The following is a 19,794-nucleotide window of genomic DNA, read 5'->3' on the forward strand; positions in this document are numbered from 1 at the left end:
TCCACTACGCCGTGACTGAACGTATCGACGTTGATAGCCTCGTCGTACTCATGCCTGCGGCACGCACCACTGGCCACGACCCGCGCCAGACCCGCTTCCCGCGTTGGTCATGGCATCGACAATGGCCTACTTCGATGGTCGTGGCTCTTCCCGACCCTGTTATGGTCCGATACCAACTAGACGCCGCTTGGTTCGTGCACCCGTTCCACGACGTCATTGCCGCGGTCGGTCAGGTATGCCAAGAACTTGCCGAGAGGGCTGGCATCGCCTCAAACCGGATCGTCTTCTACGGGTCCTCTTTGGGCGGCTTTTCCGCGATCGCGGCAGCTTCCCAGATCGAAGGGGCCCGCGCCGTCGCGGAAGTTCCACAGATCGACGTGAGCGACTGGTTCCCACGTCCCGTCGCGGCACTGGAGACCAAACTCCTGGGGAAGCCGATCGATGAGTTCCGGCAGACCCATCCTGAGCGCCTTAACCTCAAGGACAGGCTGGTCCATGCCTGGAGGGCCCCCGCGATCCGCCTCATCACGAATCCCGAGGACCGTTCCTATTCTGAGCAGGTGGATTTCTTCACGTGGCTGCGGAATTCCCAACTGCCTGCGGCGGGCCCGTCAGAATTAATCCTCACATCGGATACCTCGGGGCACGAGGTGCTCTCGCAAGCACGAGCGGTAGGCTTCGTCAGCCCGTGACTTCGACAACGTCATGGGCCTAACGGCAACTACGGCACCGGTCACTCGGACTGGATGAGTAAGTCCAAGGGTTCAGTGGTCGTAGGCGGTCAAGGACCGGCGGACGTCCTGAACTGTTGGCCACCGCGGTCTTGTTCACCCTTGCGGGCCGGACGGAGCAGTTCGATGCCGGAGCTGGTCTTGGCACCGGTCAGCGCTCATCCCCCGGGCAGGCCGTGCACGGTGGTGATCAGGTGCAGTCGCAGTCCCCAGAAGCGCGAGTGGGAGGCGCAGTAGCCGTACCGGCCCTGCCGGCCAGGTTGGAGCGGCGAGGGGACGAACAGGGGTCTGCTCGGGATGAGCGATCAGCAGATCGTCGACGGTCACGTACAGTACCGTGGCGAGGGTGTCCAGGTCGGCGCCCACACGAGCCTCCAGTGCTCGATGTTGGGTTAGCAACAACGAGCGTGCGGCTCCCTCACTTCAAATCACATGCGCCACACCAGCAACAACCCTTGGACTTACTCATCTAGGTGCTGGGCAAGCGCGTCCTTGAGCACCTCATACCCCGCCACCGCGCGACGGTGGAGATTTCCTCGGACAAGAGTATGAATCTTAGCGGGGTGAGCGGTGACTCGGTCCTTGAGGTGTGGATCACGGTACCCGGCAGCCATCTCTGGACGCTGAATCATGCGCAGGAAGTTCTTGTTCTTGGGCGTGACCGACATCGCGATGGTCGGGACGCCGTACATCGTGGCAACCACCATGCCGTGGAACTTGATAGAGGCCAGCAGCGTGCACTTGGAGATCTCGATGCACATCTCCTCGAGGGAGTCACTGTGGAAGATCTCCTCGTCCGGGGTCGCGATGAGCTTCGCTCGGCCGAGGTCTCCCTCAGCCAGAACCTTGTTACTGAGTACCAGGTGACGAACGGTGTACCCGAGTCGCTTAGCCTCGTCCGCCATGGCTCGAACATGTGACATGTCCGAGTCTAGAGAGCGGTGCTCGCGCATGACGATGCCGAAGATCTTCTCGGTGGTCCGCACCGCTGGGGGGCGGCGGTAGGCGCAAACTGCGTCCGGGTACCAATGCAGTCGGTCGCCCAGGTCGAAGTTCTTCGCGAGCCAGTCGTGGCTCTCCACGTCGCGGGCGACGACCAGCTTGCAGTTGTCGTGCTGGAGGAAGCGCGCGTAGTGGTCCATCACCGGCTTGCGCGTGAAAGGCTGGGAAGGCACGCCAATCCCGTAGACGAACGTGGGCTTCTGGAGAAACTCCTGCTTCCAATAGAGTTGTGAGACCTGAGCAGGGTTGATGAGGTCTCCGCCGCCCACGAGGACTGCATCGGCGTGATCCACGACCGGCTGGACACCTTCGGAGAAGTAGGGGGCGGCCGTCAGATCGTTAGCGACGAAGAGCTCGTACTTCGGCTCGAGCATCTGGCGATGGGCGTCGACGAAGAGTTCATCACCGAAGTTCCCCCACCCGAAAAACCCGACGAGCGCGATTCGTTTGGTCATGTCAGTCCTTACTGGGCCGCTGGTGCGCCCGAGGTCTCGCTGCCTGAATACAAGGCCAGAATATCTTCGAGCAGACTCTCGCTCTCGGATCGATCGTCTGACACGACCTGTTCGAGTCTTGGCCGGTACCATCCGTCCACGAACGGCGTCAGATGTCTTTCCTGGTAATGGCGCAGGAGATCGTGGCGCCGCAGTGTTTCAACTTGAGCCCGTTCCAGGATGAGGCTCTTGCGGAAGAAGGAGGCACCGACGGCATTGGTCACCGACCCGTCTCGTCCCGCGTAGTAGACGATGTGGGCGCCGTCCGTGAAACATCCTCGTTCTGCCTTGAGCAGCAGTTCCCAGCCGAAGAGAGTGTCCTGCCCCACAGCTCCCTCGACGAAGCGTAGTTCTCCATCGCTGAACAGCGACCTCTCCATCACGGCCGCCTGGGTCGAGATCAGCGGGAAACGGCCGGACCGGAAGAAGGCCTCCCGTAGGTCGGGCACCAAACGAATCCCTTCGGCGTGGCGAGCCATGACCGAGGTTGTGGTGCTTACCTTGACCTGGCACCCGCTGACGAAACGCGGCCCGTTCTCGCTTCTGTAATCCTCGTAGACCGTGACCAGATGGTCATAGCCACCGGGGGAGATCTCATTGTCGGGATCCAGGAAGGTCACCAGCTCGGCGGTCGCAAGTTCCAGCCCTTTGTTCCGGGGCCGTGAGGCGCTCCCACTGCCCCCGTCGTCGAAAGAGAAGAACCGGACGTTGGGGCACTCAGCCTCAAGTGAACGGCATAGATCGAGAGTCGCCTCATCTGTCGAGCCATCGTCGACGAGGAGGACTTCCATGCTGGGCCAGAGCTCGTTACGCTCCAGACTCGGCAAGCAGGTCGCCAAGAGGTGCTCGCCGTTGTTGTAGACAGGAACGATCACCGACAATCTTGGTGGCTCTGCTTCGGAAGCCTGCCCGGCTTGTGAGTCGGCAGCGGAGGGGGCGAACCTGCGGGCCTGTGGGAAGTCCACCTGGAGCGGGTCGATTTGGTAACCGCCCGGAATCTCCTGTCCCTCGACGACCTCCAACCACCGACTGGCCGAATGCCCCGCAAGGGAGAACACGGTCTGGCTGGGCCGACCGAGTCGCGTGACGAACTCGTGGACGGGGTGAGTTGCCGGGTCCCACTCGGTGGACTGCACCAACTGCGTGACGTAGTCGCAGTCAACGAACTTGAAGGCATTGATCCGGTCTTGCAGGTAGTGCGTCTCGTAGGCCTCATCAACGGACCAAAGGGCTAGGTAGGCCACGCCAGACTCATAACAATACCGGTCGAGGTCCTCTGGCCGTTCGAAGTCGCTCACCAGACGGAAGACCTTGTCTGCATAGGACTGCGCCTCGAACCGGTCCCGCAGGTCGGACCCGTCGGCAAGAACGAGCACTCGCGTGAGATCTCTCCCTTGGGGAAGACCCACGGTGTTCAGAAGCCGATCCGCGACATCGAAAGCGGTATTGGCGGTCAGGACGGCTCTCACTGCATCGAGTCGCTCGGCCACCTCACGAACGGAGACAGGACGCCGGAGATCCCCGAGGTGCTGCCGCACCGGTAGCAGCCGGATGTGCGGGAAGGTATTAAAGACGGATCGGGCATAGTTCGAGACAAGGTTAGAGCCTTGGGCTTGCAACTCATAGACGCGCATGGCACACATCGTTGGGCTCGTCTTGATCGAGTTGAAGTTCAAGTTGTATCGGAACAGTTTATGGACCTGCTGTAGTAGTTCGTGCTGAAAGGGCGCCATCGTCATCGGCCGAAATCGAAGTGGGTAGGCATAGGTATCGTTGCCGTAGTTGCGGTCGGCGATCAACAGGGCAATGTCGGAATCCACGAGGCTGTCGAAAACGACTTCCATGTCCGCGCATCGCTCAGGATACCGATCAGGAAAAGAGCCCGCAAAGAAAGCGGATTCGAGGGTGGGACGGAAGGCGCCGATCGGGTTATTAATCAAGGTATTGGCGCCGTAAGGGCCGTAACTAACGCGACCGTGGCCAAGTGAATCCTGATAACGCTCCACGCAGTCTGAGTCCGAAGTAAATACGTAGTCGAACTGCTTGGCAATCGGGAGGAAATACTCAAAGTTGCTAGGGTCTTCAATACTCTGGAAGACAGTAGGTAAGCCCGCCTTTCGGAAGTGGCGCAAGATTCCCTCAAGAGCAGCTCGAGGCTTTTCTCTGAATTTTACGCCCTGCCATTCATTCCCTTCCACACCCTTCCAGCAGGTCACATAGAGGAATAGGTCGAACTCATTCTCCGATAAGATCGAGGAGTAGTTGTCAGGCGTGAGGTAGGCGACCGTGTCGAAGGCGTCCCGGTAGAAGTTCAGCATGTAAATGTCTGTAACGATCGCGACCCTGTAGGGGCGTCGCACATGGTGCCGAGTCCCGTTGCTGCGTGGCAACTCAGCGGCGAGGTTTTCCAGCAAGGTGTGAAGGATCCGCGAGGTGCCGACGGATTCTGGAAGGGGTGCCGAAGATTCGGCCTTCGGAGCAGGAGTGGCGGCCGCCGCCGGGGTGGACCGTACGGGAGCGAGAAGTATCTGCCGCATCCGCTTGTCCAGAAGGTAACGGTTACGGTCGAAGAGTTCCTCGATCTCGGTCGTGGTCGCCGACGCCGGCGCTTCATGGGCCTGCACGACGAGGCGATCAATCGCCACCGAGCCCTTCCCAGCGACCCGAAGGGCCACGAGAAATGTGTGGCACCTGGCCGAGAGGCGATGGCGGTAGAGACGACCCTGCTCGTAGAATGTGGATGCGATCTTGGCCCCTGCGGTGTCGTACTCGACGATGCAGACAACTAGTTCCACTTCCTCCTTGCCGAGGGTCCTTGCTCCCAGCTCCACGTTGAGGATGTGCGCCAGGCCGCGCGGCGGCAGAGGGGACGTGAGCCGGACCAGGTCAGCGCCAACCCCCCTGTGGAGGATGTAGTCGCCCTCCGCCCTGTGGTGTCTCAGCACCGTAGCTGGGCCCTCTTCCTCGAGCACAGAGACGTTCGCAGGACGGGCGACCGCCCAGTGCCCCTCTTCGATCACACTCCCGTAGATGTTGAGGAGCGTGTGCGGGCCTTGGTTCACGGGTGCCTCTCCTGGTTCAGGTCGTCCACCTCGGGCAATCATCCGCCGTACATGCGGAAGCCGGGTCCTGGCGGTCGCGAGTCGGCCACTATGGTTGCACAGAAGCAGGTGCGACAAGCGAAGCCCTCCGACCGGAGGGGTCCCTCCACCTCGATCACGAGGAGCACATGACAGACGATGCCTTGACCGGACAGAGCTTCAGGGAGCACTGGGCCGTGGTCCCGACCGAGGTGCCGCGATACAGCCACGTGGTGGTCTGGGGCGGAGGGCTGTCGGGCTGTTCCGCCGCCGTGGCTGCGGCCCGAAACGGTGCCGATGTCGTGCTGCTGGAGCCCACCCACCTGCTCGGCGGGCAGGCCGGGCCTGGAGGTGTGTCCGCGATGGATGTCACGTGGTACTACCAGGACCTGATCGAGGCTGGCATGTGGGGGGAGTTCGTGTTGCGTTGCCGAACCTACTATCGCGACGTGCTCGGCAAGTCCTGCAACACTTCCCAGTACCGCGACGAGTCCTTCTCGGTCAATCCCGTCATCGTTGATTACGTCCTTTCGCACATGCTGCTCGAATCCGGTGTCCGGGTCGTGCGGAACGTGGACCTTCTCGCGGTCGAAGCAAACGGTCGGGTAGTCGTACTGGAGACTCATGCGGGGCCGATCTCGGGTCGGATCACCGTTGATGCTTCCGAGGATGGTTCCTTGCTGGAACTGAGCCAGCTGCCGCGCCGGATCGGCAACATCGTCGCCTCGAAAGAGCTCGACTCGGGCGCACTCATCGGTGTGCGCATTCAAGACATCACTCAGACAGCCATGATCCGTGACTACTCGGACGTGGGGCTGCCTGACGACCTGGTTCTTGAGATGCCACCCCCCGGGTACGACAGTCGGCGCCGAATCCTTCAGGCCACCTACCCCCACGGGCCCGGCAAAGCGCGTCTGGGCACTCGGCAGGGCTTCGCGGGATACCGAGGGGCGCCTGACCTGGCCAGCAATCGGGACTACTCGGGCGCGCGTTGGCACGAGATCACCCGCACCAGCCTGAACTACGCCAACGACTGCTCCGCCCCCGCGGGATTCCTCGTCGAGCATTCTGAGCGGGTCGCTACCGAGCGCCGCGCGATCGCCACCACGTACGCGGTGCTCTTCTATCTCCAGCAGGAGCTCAAGCAACCATGGGGACTCGTGAGGGACGAGGGGTTCGCGGAGGGACCAGATGAACGCGTCGGCGCACATCGCCTGGAACTGTACCCTCGCATGTCACGCCACCTTCCCCCCATTCCCTATATCCGCGAGTCTGTACGGCTGCTGGGCAGGCGCACCTTGACCGGAAAGCGCATCTTCCGAGCCCGGCAACGCACGGCTGCACCGTGGGACCCGACTGTGATCGCCATCGGAACCTATCCGCCAGACCTACATGGTGGAAGATCCGACGACGACCTGGAGAAGGATCTGCTGGAGACGATGGCGGACAAGCCCCCCCGCTGGCAGGAGGGACCATTTCCCATCTGCCTAGACCATCTCATCCCAGAGAGAGACGTCGCCATCATCGCCGCAGAGAAGAACATCTCTGCCTCGCGTATCGCGTCTTCAGCAGTCCGACTCCACCCCACCGTCATGGCCATTGGGCACGCGGCAGGTGTACTAGCCGCGTTAAGTGCCGAACGGCAACTTCTACCCTCACGGATCGAAGCCTTGGAAGTGCAGAGCAGACTCGCCCAGGAAGGGGCTTCGTTGACGCCCCTCCCCGTGCGCGGTCTCCCGAAGGATCCGGAGGACCGGGCAGCTGCGGTCCTGGCTGTCGCACGCGGTGCGGTTGACACGTCGACAACCCACGTCCGGCCCGAGGGAGACATGCACCGATGCCCTTTGCTGACGACCGACATGGCGAGGGCGGTCAGGATTGGCCGCGCGATGACCAGCACGCAGAGGTGATGGAGGAGATTAAATGACCACCGTCGAGGAAATTCGCAGGGATCTAGCCTCCACAACTTTCGATCAAGGATTTCACTGGCGAATCCTCTTCCTAGGAAGATCGATCAACGGAACGACGGACATAGTGTCCTCCCTCTCCCGTTCCCTACGAAACTTGGGTCATCATGTCCTCGATTTAGATCTGAAGTATCACCGCATCACCGACAATCCGTCTCGAGCCGCCGGTGGGAATGGTCCGATCTACATCCGGACAGATCTGCTCGAGGACGCACTGACCCAATTCCAACCCCAAATGATCGTGTGCTGTGCAGGGGGACTGACCTTCCACCCAGGTGATGCGGAGGAGTTGAAACAGCGAGGCATCGTCCTTGTGGGCCTGACACTCAGCGATCCTGATGTATTTCCCACCGTGCACCCCCACGCACATGTCTTTGACGTCCACACTACGAACGCCGAGTTGAGTTTAGGCATGTACCGGGACGCCCGGGTGATGAACACCCTGTACTTCCCGTTCGCCATCGATCGCGGCTTTGTGACCCAGGAGGTCGAGACTGCTCCCGAGATGGAGTCCGACGTGATCTGCCTGGGGCACGCAACCGACCGCCCTGATCGCAATCGGACCATGACAGCACTTGCGCGGGACTTCAGAGTGACGACATACGGGCGCGGCTGGGACCTCCCAGGCAGCCGGACTGTCGCAGGAGATCAGGCACTCCAAGCCCTGAAAATGGGACGCATCCACGTGAACTTCCCGCTCACCCGCGCGGGATACGTCAACATTAAGTGCGGAGTCTTCGAATCCGTGGGATCGGGAGCCGTCGTCGCCACTGGCGAATTCGACGAGATGGCCAGATTCTTTGAGTACGGCGAAGAGATCATCGGCTACCAGGACGAGGTCGATCTCGCGGCGAAGATCCAAAACCTTCTGTCTCACCCGGAAGAGTACGAGCGGATCCGCGTCAATGGTTTCCGTCGCCTGGTAGAGAACCACCTGTACGAACACAGATGGATGGAACTCTTCGCCACTATTCGCGAGGCGGGGACCCGGACAACGCCCTGGCTGTCCGCAGAGCGCGCCAACCAGATCCGGGAGATCCTCAGCGTGTCCCTACCGCGGGCACGCCGGGTCGCCGTCTCCGGTTTCTACGGTGCCCAGAACCTGGGCGACGAGCTTATTCTGCGATCGATCACCTCCTCCTTACAGAAGGCCGACCCCAGTGTTCAGGTGATCGTCGCAGCCGAGAACCCTCGACGTGTCGAATTGACTCATGGTCTTCAGGCCTTCAAGCGCGCCAATCACTTCGAAGCTGCTCACGAACTCCATCACCTGGACGCCGTCGTACTGGGAGGTGGTGGCCTGTGGCACGACCTCACCTTCAGCAAGGCTGGTGGACTCGCAAGCATAGTCGGCGACAGCACCATCTCGATCGCCGGCTTCGGAGCCCTCCCCCTCATGGGCACGGTCCTGCAGATCCCCTTCCACGTCATAGGCATGGGCGTGGGGCCGCTGAAAGACCCCGACGCCATGGCCATGGTCAGACATCTGGCCGATTCTGCGGGCAGCGTCCATGTGCGGGACCAGGAATCGGCGCAACTGCTCGCCGCGAGCGGGGTCGACTCTAGCCGTGTAGTGACCGCACCGGACGTCGTCTATGCCGTCGACCTTTCGAGCGCACACCATTTTCGCGACAACCTAACCGACGAACTCGACCGAGCCAGAGCATTGGGTCGTAGAATTATTGGACTGAGCCTGCGTCGCTGGGCCGATGTCCAGGCCAACGAGTTGAGCCGTACCGTGGCACGCACACTTATTGCGGCAGCCGCCGCGGGACCACTGACGGTCGTTCTCCTTCCGATGCAGGAGGGCGCGTCCCACGACCGCCACATCCTGGGCGAGGTGGCTGGCCAGCTGCCACCTGAGATCCAGGTGCTCGACGTGCCAGCAGGATCGTCCGTGGATCGGAGCTTGGCGCTCCTGGCTCGTTGCCACGTGCTACTAGGAATGCGGCTGCATGCACTGCTCCTCGCAGCTCGGCTCGGCGTCCCGACGGTCGCGATCAACTACCAGCCCAAGGTCGAACGCCACATGCGAGAGATCGGCCGAGGCAACTTCGTGGCGGCTCTCGACGAAGAATGGAGCCAACTGTTACGGCTGGTCGATGCAGCTGTCTCAGCTCCCGAGAACGGACCTGGGACGGCTGCGCTGGAGAGAGCGTCCGGGCAGGCGCTGGACGCCGCTGCGGCCCAGGTCGTCGCGGCACCGGCTCGGAATCCGGTCCACGTCATCCCTGCAGAACGCCCCACCGAGCCCGCAGTCACCGGGCCTGTGCTGAAGGAGCCCCAGTCCCGGCTGGTCGGGACCGAATTCGCGTCGTCTGACATAGCCCTTCCCGAGCCGAAACTGGGCGTCCTGTATGCAACGCCTAAGGTGCTGCACGTCAGCCTGCCGACGGCACGCCCGCTGGCGGGCATGTCGGTGACCGCATCGAGCACACTTCGGCTCTCCTCCGCCACCATGTCCGAGGTCGCGATGGTGGTGACCAACCGTTACGAGCGGGCACAGAACCTTGGCCGCATCCGCGTCCTTCTCCGCGTGGGCGACTTTGTGTGGCAGGACGACCTGGCGAGGAGTCGTGAGCCCGTACAGGTGCGCTTCCGCACCCAGGGCCAGCTCGATGTCCCCATCGACCTGCACATCCGCGTAGAGCGGACCTGTCCACCCGCCCAGACCTGGGCGACCTACTCCCGAGTCGGTCTGCGGATCACCGATGCGCGGCTCTCGGATGAACGATTCGGGGACGGGATGCTCTTCGCAAGCGGTGGACAGGTGATGGACCTGTCCGACCTCGCCGACATGGCCTCGGATGAGTGAGCATTGGTCAACGCCGTCGCAGTCGTCGCCAGGGGCGAACTGGCACAGCACGTCAGGAACATCTTCCCGGCAGAGTCGGGTACCCCCCTTCAACAAGTTCACCGGGTGACGCTCTCCCACGGCTGGGAACTGACATGGGCGTCCCGGGATACCGCTAGGGACCTGGTGCCGGGACGGAAGGCAATCTTCAGCGGCTACGCAATAGACCACCGTGGACGCACTGTGGTCCTTGGAGCTGCGGGCTATGCCCAGCATCAACCGAGCGGCACCGCACCGGGGTGTCATGTCAGGGTGGCGTGGGACGATGACAGTCTCGAGGTCACGAATGACCTCTTCGGCTGCCTGCCGCTCTTCCTTACTCGAGCAACGGATCTCCTCATCGCCTCCGACTCACCGGTAGCGGTCGTGGAACTGCGGAGACGGCTGGGCCTGCCGAATGGCGTGGATAAGGCGGCCACTGCCGCGAGCGGCCTGCGCAACGTCATCACGGCTCAGACGACCGGACACCGCACCTTGGCTCGGGACGTGGAGTACGCCGGCGTCGGGTCACGGATCACCCTGTCCTTCCACGACCGGTCAGCCCGTCTTGAGCCGGGCCACTATCCGACCCTCTTCCCGGTCCCCAACCAGGACTACGCCTCCTTGCTCCGGTCGGTAGCGGTGGACATGGCCTCCTTGCTGCGCACATTGAGCCGGATCCACCCCGGCAGCGTCCGACTCAATCTCTCCGGAGGCATGGACTCGCGCATCACCCTGGCCGCCGCCTGGCTGTCGGCGGAGACGCGTGCCGCGGCTGTCTACTCGGTGGCGCGAAAGGGCGCGTGGAACGACCGGGACTCCGAGGTCGTGAAAGGGCTGGCGAGCGAGCTGGTGTTTCCCCTCGGGGGGCGCTTCGCAGCACCACCATCGTGGCAACACCCGGACGCCCTCCGCCTGTGGGCCACGGACTCGGCACTGTCCTACTACACCCTGACGATGCAGCGCCACGGCTTCCGCGCCGGGGGCTACTTCTCCGTGACAGGTCACGGCGGGGAGACCGCGACGGGCAACTATGGTCTGCGCAGCTTCGCCCAGATCGTCGACTCTGTCGCCCGCCTCGATCCGGAGGCAGCAACAGGGTTGGACGAGGTCGCCGGTGAGTTCCTTCGCAGCGCTGGCGTGGATCCTGCGGATCCGGCGAGTGCCGAGTGGCATTATCTAGGTGTTCGCAACGCCTTGCATGCGGGCCGCTTCGTCCCGATGACCAAGTTCGGGCTGCGGCCCCTCCACGACCCCAGGCTGGCGGCACTCAACAAAGTACCGCTGACCGAACGACCACGCGGTATGGGGGAGCCACGTCAGATCGGGGCTGACCTGACAATGCTGCTTTCTCCCCGGCTGGCGACCCTGCCCTACGACAAACCGACCAAGGACCTTCGTCCCGACGAGGTCATGGACCGGCTGGCAGCGCTGGGCGGCCCGATCCTCCCGGACGAACTAATGGAGTACCGGCTGGTGGGCGACGCCGACCAGGTCACGCAGGGCCCGAGCCCTCTAATCGAGAACCTGCTGGCGCACCGGTTGCCGGAAGGCGGACTCACGGCCGAAGCCGTCCGGGCGGCCTGGACATCAGCCCTGTCCAGCATCGAACAGCAGCGGGAGACACTGCCGACAAACGTCGGGTCCATCATCCGACGGAGCCAAGACGTCCTAGACGAGCCTCAAGTCCGAGTGGCACACCCGTCCGGAGACCTAGGCAAGATCCTCTCCCTAGGCATCCTGCTCCGCGAGTGAGCTACGCGAGCGAAGCGCCCGGTCAGCGTCCCTGACCCAGGTGCGCTTTAGGCGCGACCAACAGCCACCGGACGCCTTCGACGAAGTTGGTCCCCTGCGCGGTGTACTCTTCCACCTTTGCGGCCTGGCTGTCGTCGTCCTCGTAGGTGGTCAGCCAGACACCTCCGTCGCAGCGAAGCCCCTCGGCGAACTCCGGGCCGGAGAACGTGGTGGGGTTCTCGCACGGCACCCCTGCGTCCACGAGGGCGGTACGCAACTCGTCGACCGAGTCGAAGGATCGGGAGGTCAGCTCGTCGACGGGGGTGCCCACTGCCACGCCGTTCTCGGAGAGAGCCCCCTCGGTGGTCTCCGGCGCTGAGATCGCCCCTGCAGAGGTAGACGGGGAGGGGCTGGTCGGAGTGCTGCAGCCCGCGAGCCCGATCAGGCCGGCAGTGAGTACTAGAACGAATGGGGATCGCATGGCGTGTCCTGGTTCTGGGTCGGTTGTCAGACGCGCCAGGCGCCGCGGGTGTCCACGACCGGGATGGTGAGTCCTGAAGCGTCGAACGCCTTGAACTCCCGGTGGTCAACCAAGAGTGCGACGACATCAGTCTTGGCCAAGGCATCCTCGAGGGTGGCCAGGGAGATGTTGCTGGCCCCGTTCAGTTGCGTCGGGACCTCGTCCACGTTGGGCTCGACAGCCAGGATGGTCGCGCCGGGCACTCGCTCCGCGAGCTGCTTGGTGATGTCCAGCGCCGGGGACTCGCGCATGTCGTCGATGTCCGGCTTGAACGCCAGGCCGAGGGCGGCGATGACCGGGTTGTCCTTGCCCTCGATGTGGGAGAGGACCTGGTTGATTACATACTCCGGCTTGCTGTCGTTGACCTCGCGAGCCGTGCGGATGATGCGCGCCTGCTCGGGGACCGAGGAGACGATGAACCACGGGTCGACCGCGATGCAGTGACCGCCGACACCGGGGCCGGGCTGCAGGATGTTGACGCGCGGGTGCTTGTTGGCCAGCTCGATCAGCTCGAAGACGTCGATGCCGAGCTTCTCGGCGATGATCGACAGCTCGTTGGCGAAGGCGATGTTGACATCGCGGAACGAGTTCTCCGTCAGCTTGGCCATCTCGGCGGTGACCGCGTCGGTCAGGTGGATCTCGGCCCGGCAGAAGGACTGGTAGAGGTCCTTGGCGCGGACCGCGCCCTGCCGGGTCAGGCCGCCGACGATCCGATCGTTCTCGACCAGCTCGATCATCACCCGGCCGGGGAGCACCCGCTCGGGGCAGTGGGCCACGTCGACGTTCGTGGGGTCGCCCTCGGCGCCGGTGGTCAGCTCGGGGCGGGCCGCGGTGATGCGGTCGGCGACGTGCTGGGTGGCCCCGGGCGGGGAGGTGGACTCGAGGATGATCAGCTCGCCACCCTCCAGGTGCGGGATGATCCCGTCGGTCGCGGCGTCGATGTAGCTCAGGTCGGCCTTGTAACCCTCGGCGAAGGGCGTCGGCACCGCGATGATGTAGACATCGGCCTTGGGGGTGTCCTTCTGCGCGGACAGCAGGTCCTGGCTGACCGCCGAGGCGACATAGGCGCCCAGGTCGGGCTCGACGAAGGGCACCTCACCCCTGTTGACCGCATCCACGTGCTTGTCGTTGACGTCCACCCCCAGGACCTTGTAGCCGTGGCTGGCGAGGATGGCTGCCGTCGGGAGGCCGATGTAGCCAAGACCGATCACCGCAACGCTCTGAGTCATAACAACCTTCTGTGATTTCAGGGTGAACCTGCTCGACTATAGCGAGCCGTTGTGCATTCTCTCCGCCGCCACGACCGTCACACGAAAGCGTGCATTCCCGACGTGCCGTAGGAGATAACCTGCCCGTTGGCGAGCAGCTCCAGGTCGGTCGCGTCCCAGGTGTGACCCGTCGAGCGACGGACCTGGATGAAGTTGAACCGGTCCGACGAATAGATCCGCCCACCGGACCGAATGACCCGCTCCAGGAAGTCGGTGTCCTCACCGCGGGTGCGCGCGCCGAACCGGACCTCCGTCGCGACCGGGCGCGGCATGAGGAGGGTCGGGCCCATCACCAGGTCGGTGAAGCGGTGCTCGCGCTCGGGGAAGCGGACCATCAGGGCACCGCTGCCCTCGAGCAACATGTGGTGGGCCTGCTTGCCGACGACCTGGGCGCCGGAGTAGTCCAGGGCCCGGCGCTGGTCGGCGAGGTAGTGCGGGCCGTAGAGGTCGTCGTCGTCGAGCTTGGCGACCAGGTCGCCGTCGGCGCGCTCGATGCCCAGGTTGAGGCACTCCCCCAGGGTCAGGCCGGAGTCGGCCTCGACGATCACGAGGTCCTCCAGGCCCAGCGCGGCCGCCCGCGCCGGTAGGTCCGCCGGGGCGGTGAAACCGTGCGTCACCAGGACCAGCTGCGGGTCCACCCCGAGCTGGGCCGCGACGCCGGCCAGGACGTGGTCGAGCTGCCCGGGGCGGTTGGTGGAGCAGACGACCGACACCGTCGGCTCGGTGCTGCGGTGCCGCTCCAGGCCGACCCTCATCAGGAGGTCGTCGACGCGGTGCCGGTAGGTGTGCTCCGAGAGCACCGTGCGGGCGGCCCGGTGCGCCAGCCGCTCGCGCCACTGGTCGTTGCGGACCAGGGCCCGCAGCGCCCAGCGGGCCTCCTGCGGCTCGGTGACGGTCACCATCTCCTCGGGGCCGAAGACCGCCTCGATCGCCGGCGTCGGGGTGGACACCACCGGGGTGGCGCAGGCGCTGATCTCGAAGAGCCGGCGGGGACACATCGTGCGGCTGCCCGGCACGGAGGAGACGTTGAGGAAGACCTTGTAGTCGCGGTAGGCGGTGAGCATCTGGCGGTAGGACAGCTCGCCGACGACGCGGTCGGCCATCTCGTCGGGGAACTGGTAGCGCTCGTCGGTGCCCAGGAAGCGCGAGAAGATCTCCAGCCCGGTCTCCATCCGCGGCGAGACGTCCCTGGCCGCCCCGAGCAGCAGGTCCATCTGCTCGCGCCGCTCCGGGAAGCGGTGGCGGTAGTACATCCCCCCGAAGGCGATGTCGCGCGAGGCCCCGGCCCGCAGGCGCACCGGGTTGTGGATCCAGGACGCGGCCGCGAAAGGCATGGTGGCGACCCGGTCGTGACCCAGCCGGGCCACATACTCCTCGACCTGGTCCGCCTCGGTGGTGAGCACGTGGTCGAAGAGCGCAGCCGTGTCGAGGAAGTCCTCGAAGTGGACCGGGTCCTCCTTGTTCCAGAAGACCGTCGGGACCCCCTGCTCACGGCAGTGCTCGACGAGCTCGCGCACCTGCGGCCAGGGCGCCTTGGAGCCGGTGAGGGCGAACTTCCACGACCCCCCGTTGCCGTTCCAGGCCGACTCGACGAAGAGCAGCGCGATCGGCGCCCTCGCCAGCTGCTCCCGCCAGGTCTCCCGGTCCAGCTCGACCTGCTCCCACTCCTGCTGCAGGCACAGCCGGGTGAACTCGTCGGCGATCACCCCCACCCGCAGCGCGCGCCGCGGGGACCGGTCCGGCAGCTCCCACTCCGGTAGGGCCGTCGCCGGCTCCGTGGTCGCCGGCCGCAGGCTCGGTATGCGGCGGCGCGCCCGGTGCTTGCGCCACTGGGCGATGCCCCCGTGCCGCAGGTGCCACAGCTGGGTGCGAAGGGAGGTGCCCATCGACATCGGCCGTCATCTTCCTCGGGGGCGGTGACCAGATCCGCCCCAGGCTAGCCGAGTAGCATGCCCCCAGTCACCGGCCAGGCAGAGGGAGGAGAAGGGTCATGCCCCGACGCCTCGCGGTCGTCCTCATGCTCGCCCTCGCGGTCGTGGCCATCAGCATGTCCGTCCACGCGGTGCGACAGGTCAACGCACCGCCCCCGCCGCTGGCCGACTCCCCCATCCTCGCTGCCGCGATGGCACCGCCGGCGACCGAGGCCCCCGCGGACGATGGGTCCGCGACGGTGACAGCGGACCCGCCCGCCCAGGACGGGCCGGCGGTCGATCTCGCGACCTGGACCTCGGCCCTCTCCCCCGACGGTGCGCACCTGCTCGTCGTCGGTGACGGCTACAGCAACCTGCCCTCCCAGTGGGTCCAGCAGTGGGGCGTGCTCGTGGGTGCCGAGCGCCCGGTCGCGATCCGGCACTGGGGCGAGGCCGCGGACGTGAGCTTCAACGACGCGATCGAGCCGAGCACCGGGGACGGGCCGTCGTTGACCATCTGGAGCGCCAGCCGGGACGGGTCGACCATCAAGGACGCTGTGGAGCGTCTGGAGCGCTTCGACTCTGCTTCCGCCGACCCGGAGGCCGTCCTGGTCAGCCTCGGGCAGGGCAGCGGCGGCGAGGACGTCGCCGGCGCGCTGGACGCCCTCCTCGAGGGCCTGCCGGACGTGCCGGTCCTCCTCGTCGTCGGCCCCGCCGGCCTCTACGACGCCGGCGTGGGCGACGCGATCGCCGGGTGGGGCGACGAGCACACCGAGCAGGTCGTCACCGTCGACCTGCGCGACGCGGTCGCCGAGGCCCCCACCGCCGAGGAGTGGGCCCTGGCCTTCCAGGACGCCCTGGACGACTGAGCCCGCTCCCCGCGCCCCTGGCCGGCCCCGCTCAGCTCCAGTCGCGCCGGTCCACCATGGGACCCTCACCCTCGCCCAGGTCCTGCACCACCTGCACGTCGGTGCGGAAGCGCAGGCCCTCGCGGATGCGGGTGGCCAGGGCCGAGGTGAGCTCCTCGTCGCCGACGCTGCCGTCGGGCACCACCAGGCAGGTGAGCCGGTCGACGTGGTCGGCGCGGTCGATGACGAAGCGGTAGTCCGCCACGCCCTCGGCGCCGTCCATCACCGAGGTCACCTGCCGGGGGTGCAGGAACATCCCCTTGACCTTGACCGCGGCCCCGATCCGGCCCAGGACGCCCTTGAGGCGCAGCGAGCCGTCGGGGCCGAGCATCCACGCGGACACGTCACCGGTGCCGAAACGGATCAGCGGGTAGTCCTCCCGGAAGAGGGTGACCACCACCTCGCCCTCCGTCCCGTCGGTGACCGGCTCACCGGAGCCGATCGCGCAGACCTGCACGTCCACGCCGTCGGCCAGCACCAGGCCGTTGCCGGGCTCCTCGTCGGCCGGCTCCCAGGCCAGCAGCCCGGTCTCGCCGGTGCCGTAGGCCATCCGCACGTGCGGGACCCGCTCCATGAGCACCTCGCGCAGCGAGTCCGGCAGCGGCTCGGCCGTCACCAGCGCCCGCTCCAGCCGCCACCGCTCGGCCGGCAGCCCGGCCCTGTCGAAGTGCTCGGTCAGCGCCTTCAGATAGGACGGCAGGCCGGTGTATGCGGTGACGCCCAGGTCGCCGATCGCCCTCGCCTGCAGCTCCTGGTTGCCGATGCCGCCGGCCACCACCGAGGCACCGACCGCGTGCGCGCCCTGCTCGAACATCGCGCCCGCCGGGGAGAGGTGGTAGCCGAAGCAGTTGAGGACGATGTCTCCCTCCCCCACGCCGAGGTCGCCCAGCGCCTGCCCCCAGCGCCAGTCGGCCCCGACCAGCTGGGGCTCATACAGCGGCCCCGGCGACTGGAACCAGCGGGCCACGTCCGCGTCCGGGGCCAGCAGGCCCCCGTGCGGCGGGTCGGCCTGCTGGCGCTCGACCAGCTCGTCCTTGGACAGCACCGGTAGTGCACCCAGCCCGGGAGAGCCGCATACCTCCTCGACGTCCGTGCCGGCCTCGGCGAGCCGCGCCGCGAACCCGGGCACCCGCCCGGCCGCGCCACGCACCACCTCGGCCAGCGCCGGAGCCAGGCGCTCCGCCCGCTGCTTCAGGGCAGCATCGATCGACATGGGTCCTTCTTCCTCACGACTAGGGGGTATGCGGTAGCGAACGGTGGGGGGTCAGAGCCAGCGCTTGCGGCGCTTGTAGTGCTTGACGTCCCGGTAGGACTTGCGGCCGCCCTCGTCACCGAGGCCGAGGTAGAACTCCTTGACGTCCGGGTTCTCCCGCAGCTCGGCGGCCGGGCCCTCGAGCACGATCCGGCCCTGCTCCATGATGTAGCCGTGGTCGGCGACCTCCAGGGCGCGGCGGGCGTTCTGCTCGATGACCAGCACCGTCAGCCCCGTCTCGGCGTTGAGCCGCTTGACGTAGCCGAAGATCTCCTGGACCAGCAGCGGCGCCAGGCCCAGCGAGGGCTCGTCCAGCATCAGCAGCTGCGGCCGGGCCATCAGCGCCCGCCCGATCGCCAGCATCTGCTGCTCGCCACCGGAGAGGTAGCCGGCCACGCGGGCCCGCATGTCGGCCAGCTTGGGGAAGAACTCGTAGACCATGTCCAGGTCCTCGGCCGACTCCTTGGCGGAGCGGGTGTAGGCGCCCGCGACGAGGTTCTCGGCGATGGTGAGGTGCTCGAAGACGTGCCGCCCCTCCATGCACAGGCTCATCCCGCGGGTGACCCGGGTGGCGGCGTCCATCTTGGTGATGTCCTCGCCGTTGAAGGTGATCGTGCCGTCGGTCACCTCGCCCCGCTCGCTCGGGAGCAGGCCCGAGACCGCCTTGAGGGTGGTCGACTTGCCCGCCCCGTTGGAGCCCAGGAGCGCCACGATCTTGTGCTCCGGCACCGACAGGGACAGGCCCCGCAGCACCAGGATCACGTCGTCGTAGATCACCTCGACGTTGTTGAGGACGAGCAGGTCGCCCCCGGCCCCGGGGGCGGCCGGCTGACCGGCCGCGCCCGGGGAGGAGACAGCTGCGGTGCTCATGGCGTGGCGCCCGCCTCGACCTCGACCATCTCGCCGCCCTCGGCCTTGTAGATGCCGGTCGAGGTGGAGCCGCGGTGGGAGTCGGCGGTGAACTCGACGGTGCCGTCACCGACGACGCCGCCGGTGTCGATGCCGCCCATGGTCTCCAGGGCCTCGCGGATCGAGGGGCCGGTGACCTCGCCGTCCTCGGCCGCCTTCTCCATGCCCTCGGCCATGACGTGCATGACCATCCAGCCCTGGACCCACGAGGTGCCCTTGCTGGCCGGGTCCTCGCCCTTGTCCTCGAGGAACTTCACCATCTCCTCGTGGCCGTCCTTCTCGGCCGAGATCGGCGCGAACGGCTGGACCAGCATGTGACCCTCGGCGGCGTCGGCGCCGGCGGTGTCGATGAACAGCTCGTTGCCGCACCAGTTGAGGCAGACGATCTTCATGTCCAGGTTCTGCGCCGCGATGTCCTTGGCGACCTGCGCCGCGGGGGAGGCGACGTTCTGGATGACGATGTACTTCGCGCCCTGGCTCTGCGCCTGGGACAGCAGACCGACGTAGTTGGCCGAGCCGGCGGGCATCGCGTAGGCCTTGTAGCCCAGGTCCAGGCCCTGCTCGCCCACCCACGCCTCGCCGTCGGCGACCGGGGCGGTGCCGAACGGACTGTCGTGGTGGAAGACCGCAACCTCGGCCTTGCCGCCGGCGTCCTCGGCGATCCAGTTCAGCGCGACGCGCATCTGGTCCGAGTAGGTCGGTGCCACGACGAAGTTGTAGGGCGCCTCCTTCGGGTCGGTCAGCGACTCGGCGAACGAGCCGGACATGAAGGGCAGCTCGTCCTCGGCGACCTTGGTGTGCAGCGCCTCGGTGTCACCGGTGCCCCAGCCCTGGACCGCCACGACGCCGTCGTTGACGTACTGCTTGTAGAGCTGCTCGGCCTTGGGGACCTCGTAGGCGTAGTCGTTGCTGGTGGCCTCGATCTTGCGGTCCGCGACGCCGCCGTTGGCGTTGCGGTAGTCGATGTAGGCCAGCATGCCCTCGTTGTAGGGGCTGCCGACGTCACCGGTGGCGCCGGTCAGGTCGGCGATGAGGCCGACCTTGATGGGGCCGTCGGAGGCGCCGCCGCCTCCACCCCCGTCGCCATCTCCGTTGCCGCCGCAGGCCGACAGGCCCAGCGCCAGAGCAGCGGTCGCCGCGATGAATGCTCCGCGTCGAGTGCGGTTCATGATGCTTCTCCTTGGGT

General features: G+C 65.8%; 13 protein-coding genes and 1 pseudogene. 5 read left to right on the forward strand and 9 right to left on the reverse strand.

Annotated elements, in window-relative coordinates:
* Positions 1 to 194 precede the first annotated feature (194 nt).
* Entirely contained in the window at positions 195 to 692 is a 498-nt protein-coding gene (locus tag ACTMMA_RS11415) for an alpha/beta hydrolase family protein (protein ID WP_441190256.1), read from the forward strand.
* 206 nt (positions 693 to 898) lie between these two features.
* On the opposite strand, the pseudogene ACTMMA_RS11420 reads toward ACTMMA_RS11415, so the two are convergent.
* From ACTMMA_RS11420 to ACTMMA_RS11430, 3 genes and pseudogenes are all read right to left on the reverse strand, one after another.
* A pseudogene (locus ACTMMA_RS11420) lies at positions 899 to 1,017 on the reverse strand (IS982 family transposase); the annotation flags it as partial.
* Between the two features lie 175 nt (positions 1,018 to 1,192).
* The gene (locus ACTMMA_RS11425) at positions 1,193 to 2,188 is read right to left on the reverse strand and encodes a polysaccharide pyruvyl transferase family protein (protein ID WP_441190257.1); all 996 of its coding nucleotides are present in this window, start codon (positions 2,186 to 2,188) and stop codon (positions 1,193 to 1,195) included.
* Positions 2,189 to 2,196: 8 nt separating this feature from the next.
* The gene (locus ACTMMA_RS11430; RefSeq protein ID WP_441190258.1) at positions 2,197 to 5,289 is read right to left on the reverse strand and encodes a glycosyltransferase; all 3,093 of its coding nucleotides are present in this window, start codon (positions 5,287 to 5,289) and stop codon (positions 2,197 to 2,199) included.
* A 167-nt stretch (positions 5,290 to 5,456) separates the two neighbouring features.
* Here ACTMMA_RS11430 and ACTMMA_RS11435 point away from each other — a divergent pair, with 167 nt between their 5' ends.
* The 3 genes from ACTMMA_RS11435 to ACTMMA_RS11445 all read left to right on the forward strand — a co-directional run bounded on the left by ACTMMA_RS11435 (position 5,457) and on the right by ACTMMA_RS11445 (position 11,862).
* Positions 5,457 to 7,217 (forward strand): FAD-dependent oxidoreductase, encoded by a 1,761-nt coding sequence (locus ACTMMA_RS11435; protein ID WP_441190259.1) that lies wholly within the window; start codon positions 5,457 to 5,459, stop codon positions 7,215 to 7,217.
* A gap of 13 nt (positions 7,218 to 7,230) precedes the next feature.
* Entirely contained in the window at positions 7,231 to 10,089 is a 2,859-nt protein-coding gene (locus ACTMMA_RS11440; protein ID WP_441190260.1) for a polysaccharide pyruvyl transferase family protein, read from the forward strand.
* Positions 10,090 to 10,380: 291 nt separating this feature from the next.
* On the forward strand, positions 10,381 to 11,862 hold the full coding sequence (locus ACTMMA_RS11445) for a hypothetical protein (protein WP_441190261.1): 1,482 nt from the start codon (positions 10,381 to 10,383) through the stop codon (positions 11,860 to 11,862).
* Positions 11,863 to 11,884: 22 nt separating this feature from the next.
* Here ACTMMA_RS11445 and ACTMMA_RS11450 read toward each other — a convergent pair whose 3' ends face one another.
* From ACTMMA_RS11450 to ACTMMA_RS11460, 3 genes are all read right to left on the reverse strand, one after another.
* Positions 11,885 to 12,178, reverse strand: a complete 294-nt coding sequence (locus ACTMMA_RS11450) for a hypothetical protein (protein WP_441190262.1) — start codon at positions 12,176 to 12,178, stop codon at positions 11,885 to 11,887.
* Positions 12,179 to 12,348: 170 nt separating this feature from the next.
* Complete coding sequence (wecC, locus tag ACTMMA_RS11455; RefSeq protein WP_441190263.1) at positions 12,349 to 13,590, reverse strand: UDP-N-acetyl-D-mannosamine dehydrogenase; 1,242 nt, start codon at positions 13,588 to 13,590, stop codon at positions 12,349 to 12,351.
* Positions 13,591 to 13,667: 77 nt separating this feature from the next.
* Positions 13,668 to 15,521, reverse strand: a complete 1,854-nt coding sequence (locus ACTMMA_RS11460) for a glycosyltransferase family protein (RefSeq protein WP_441190264.1) — start codon at positions 15,519 to 15,521, stop codon at positions 13,668 to 13,670.
* Positions 15,522 to 15,619: 98 nt separating this feature from the next.
* Between ACTMMA_RS11460 and ACTMMA_RS11465 the strand changes: the two genes are divergently transcribed.
* Complete coding sequence (locus ACTMMA_RS11465) at positions 15,620 to 16,408, forward strand: hypothetical protein (RefSeq protein WP_441190265.1); 789 nt, start codon at positions 15,620 to 15,622, stop codon at positions 16,406 to 16,408.
* Positions 16,409 to 16,439: 31 nt separating this feature from the next.
* Here the strand turns inward: ACTMMA_RS11465 and ACTMMA_RS11470 are convergent, their stop codons facing one another.
* The 3 genes from ACTMMA_RS11470 to ACTMMA_RS11480 are packed head-to-tail and all read right to left on the reverse strand — an operon-like array spanning position 16,440 to position 19,777.
* The gene (locus tag ACTMMA_RS11470) at positions 16,440 to 17,660 is read right to left on the reverse strand and encodes a phenylacetate--CoA ligase family protein (protein WP_441190266.1); all 1,221 of its coding nucleotides are present in this window, start codon (positions 17,658 to 17,660) and stop codon (positions 16,440 to 16,442) included.
* Between the two features lie 51 nt (positions 17,661 to 17,711).
* Entirely contained in the window at positions 17,712 to 18,569 is an 858-nt protein-coding gene (locus tag ACTMMA_RS11475) for an ABC transporter ATP-binding protein (RefSeq protein WP_441190267.1), read from the reverse strand.
* Entirely contained in the window at positions 18,566 to 19,777 is a 1,212-nt protein-coding gene (locus ACTMMA_RS11480) for an ABC transporter substrate-binding protein (protein ID WP_441190268.1), read from the reverse strand. The genes ACTMMA_RS11475 and ACTMMA_RS11480 overlap by 4 nt, the downstream gene beginning before the upstream one ends.
* Between the last annotated feature and the right edge of the window lie 17 nt (positions 19,778 to 19,794).

This window comes from Ornithinimicrobium panacihumi (genome assembly GCF_052073805.1).
GTDB lineage: Bacteria > Actinomycetota > Actinomycetes > Actinomycetales > Dermatophilaceae > Ornithinicoccus > Ornithinicoccus panacihumi.

Coding starts and splice junctions, on each gene's coding strand:
- ACTMMA_RS11425 (WP_441190257.1), bottom strand. CDS start 2,188: ATGACCAAACGAATCGCGCTCGTCGGGTTTTTCGGGTGGGGGAACTTC.
- ACTMMA_RS11435 (WP_441190259.1), top strand. CDS start 5,457: ATGACAGACGATGCCTTGACCGGACAGAGCTTCAGGGAGCACTGGGCC.
- ACTMMA_RS11440 (WP_441190260.1), top strand. CDS start 7,231: ATGACCACCGTCGAGGAAATTCGCAGGGATCTAGCCTCCACAACTTTC.
- wecC (WP_441190263.1), bottom strand. CDS start 13,590: ATGACTCAGAGCGTTGCGGTGATCGGTCTTGGCTACATCGGCCTCCCG.
- ACTMMA_RS11460 (WP_441190264.1), bottom strand. CDS start 15,521: ATGTCGATGGGCACCTCCCTTCGCACCCAGCTGTGGCACCTGCGGCAC.
- ACTMMA_RS11465 (WP_441190265.1), top strand. CDS start 15,620: ATGCCCCGACGCCTCGCGGTCGTCCTCATGCTCGCCCTCGCGGTCGTG.
- ACTMMA_RS11470 (WP_441190266.1), bottom strand. CDS start 17,660: ATGTCGATCGATGCTGCCCTGAAGCAGCGGGCGGAGCGCCTGGCTCCG.
- ACTMMA_RS11475 (WP_441190267.1), bottom strand. CDS start 18,569: ATGAGCACCGCAGCTGTCTCCTCCCCGGGCGCGGCCGGTCAGCCGGCC.
- ACTMMA_RS11480 (WP_441190268.1), bottom strand. CDS start 19,777: ATGAACCGCACTCGACGCGGAGCATTCATCGCGGCGACCGCTGCTCTG.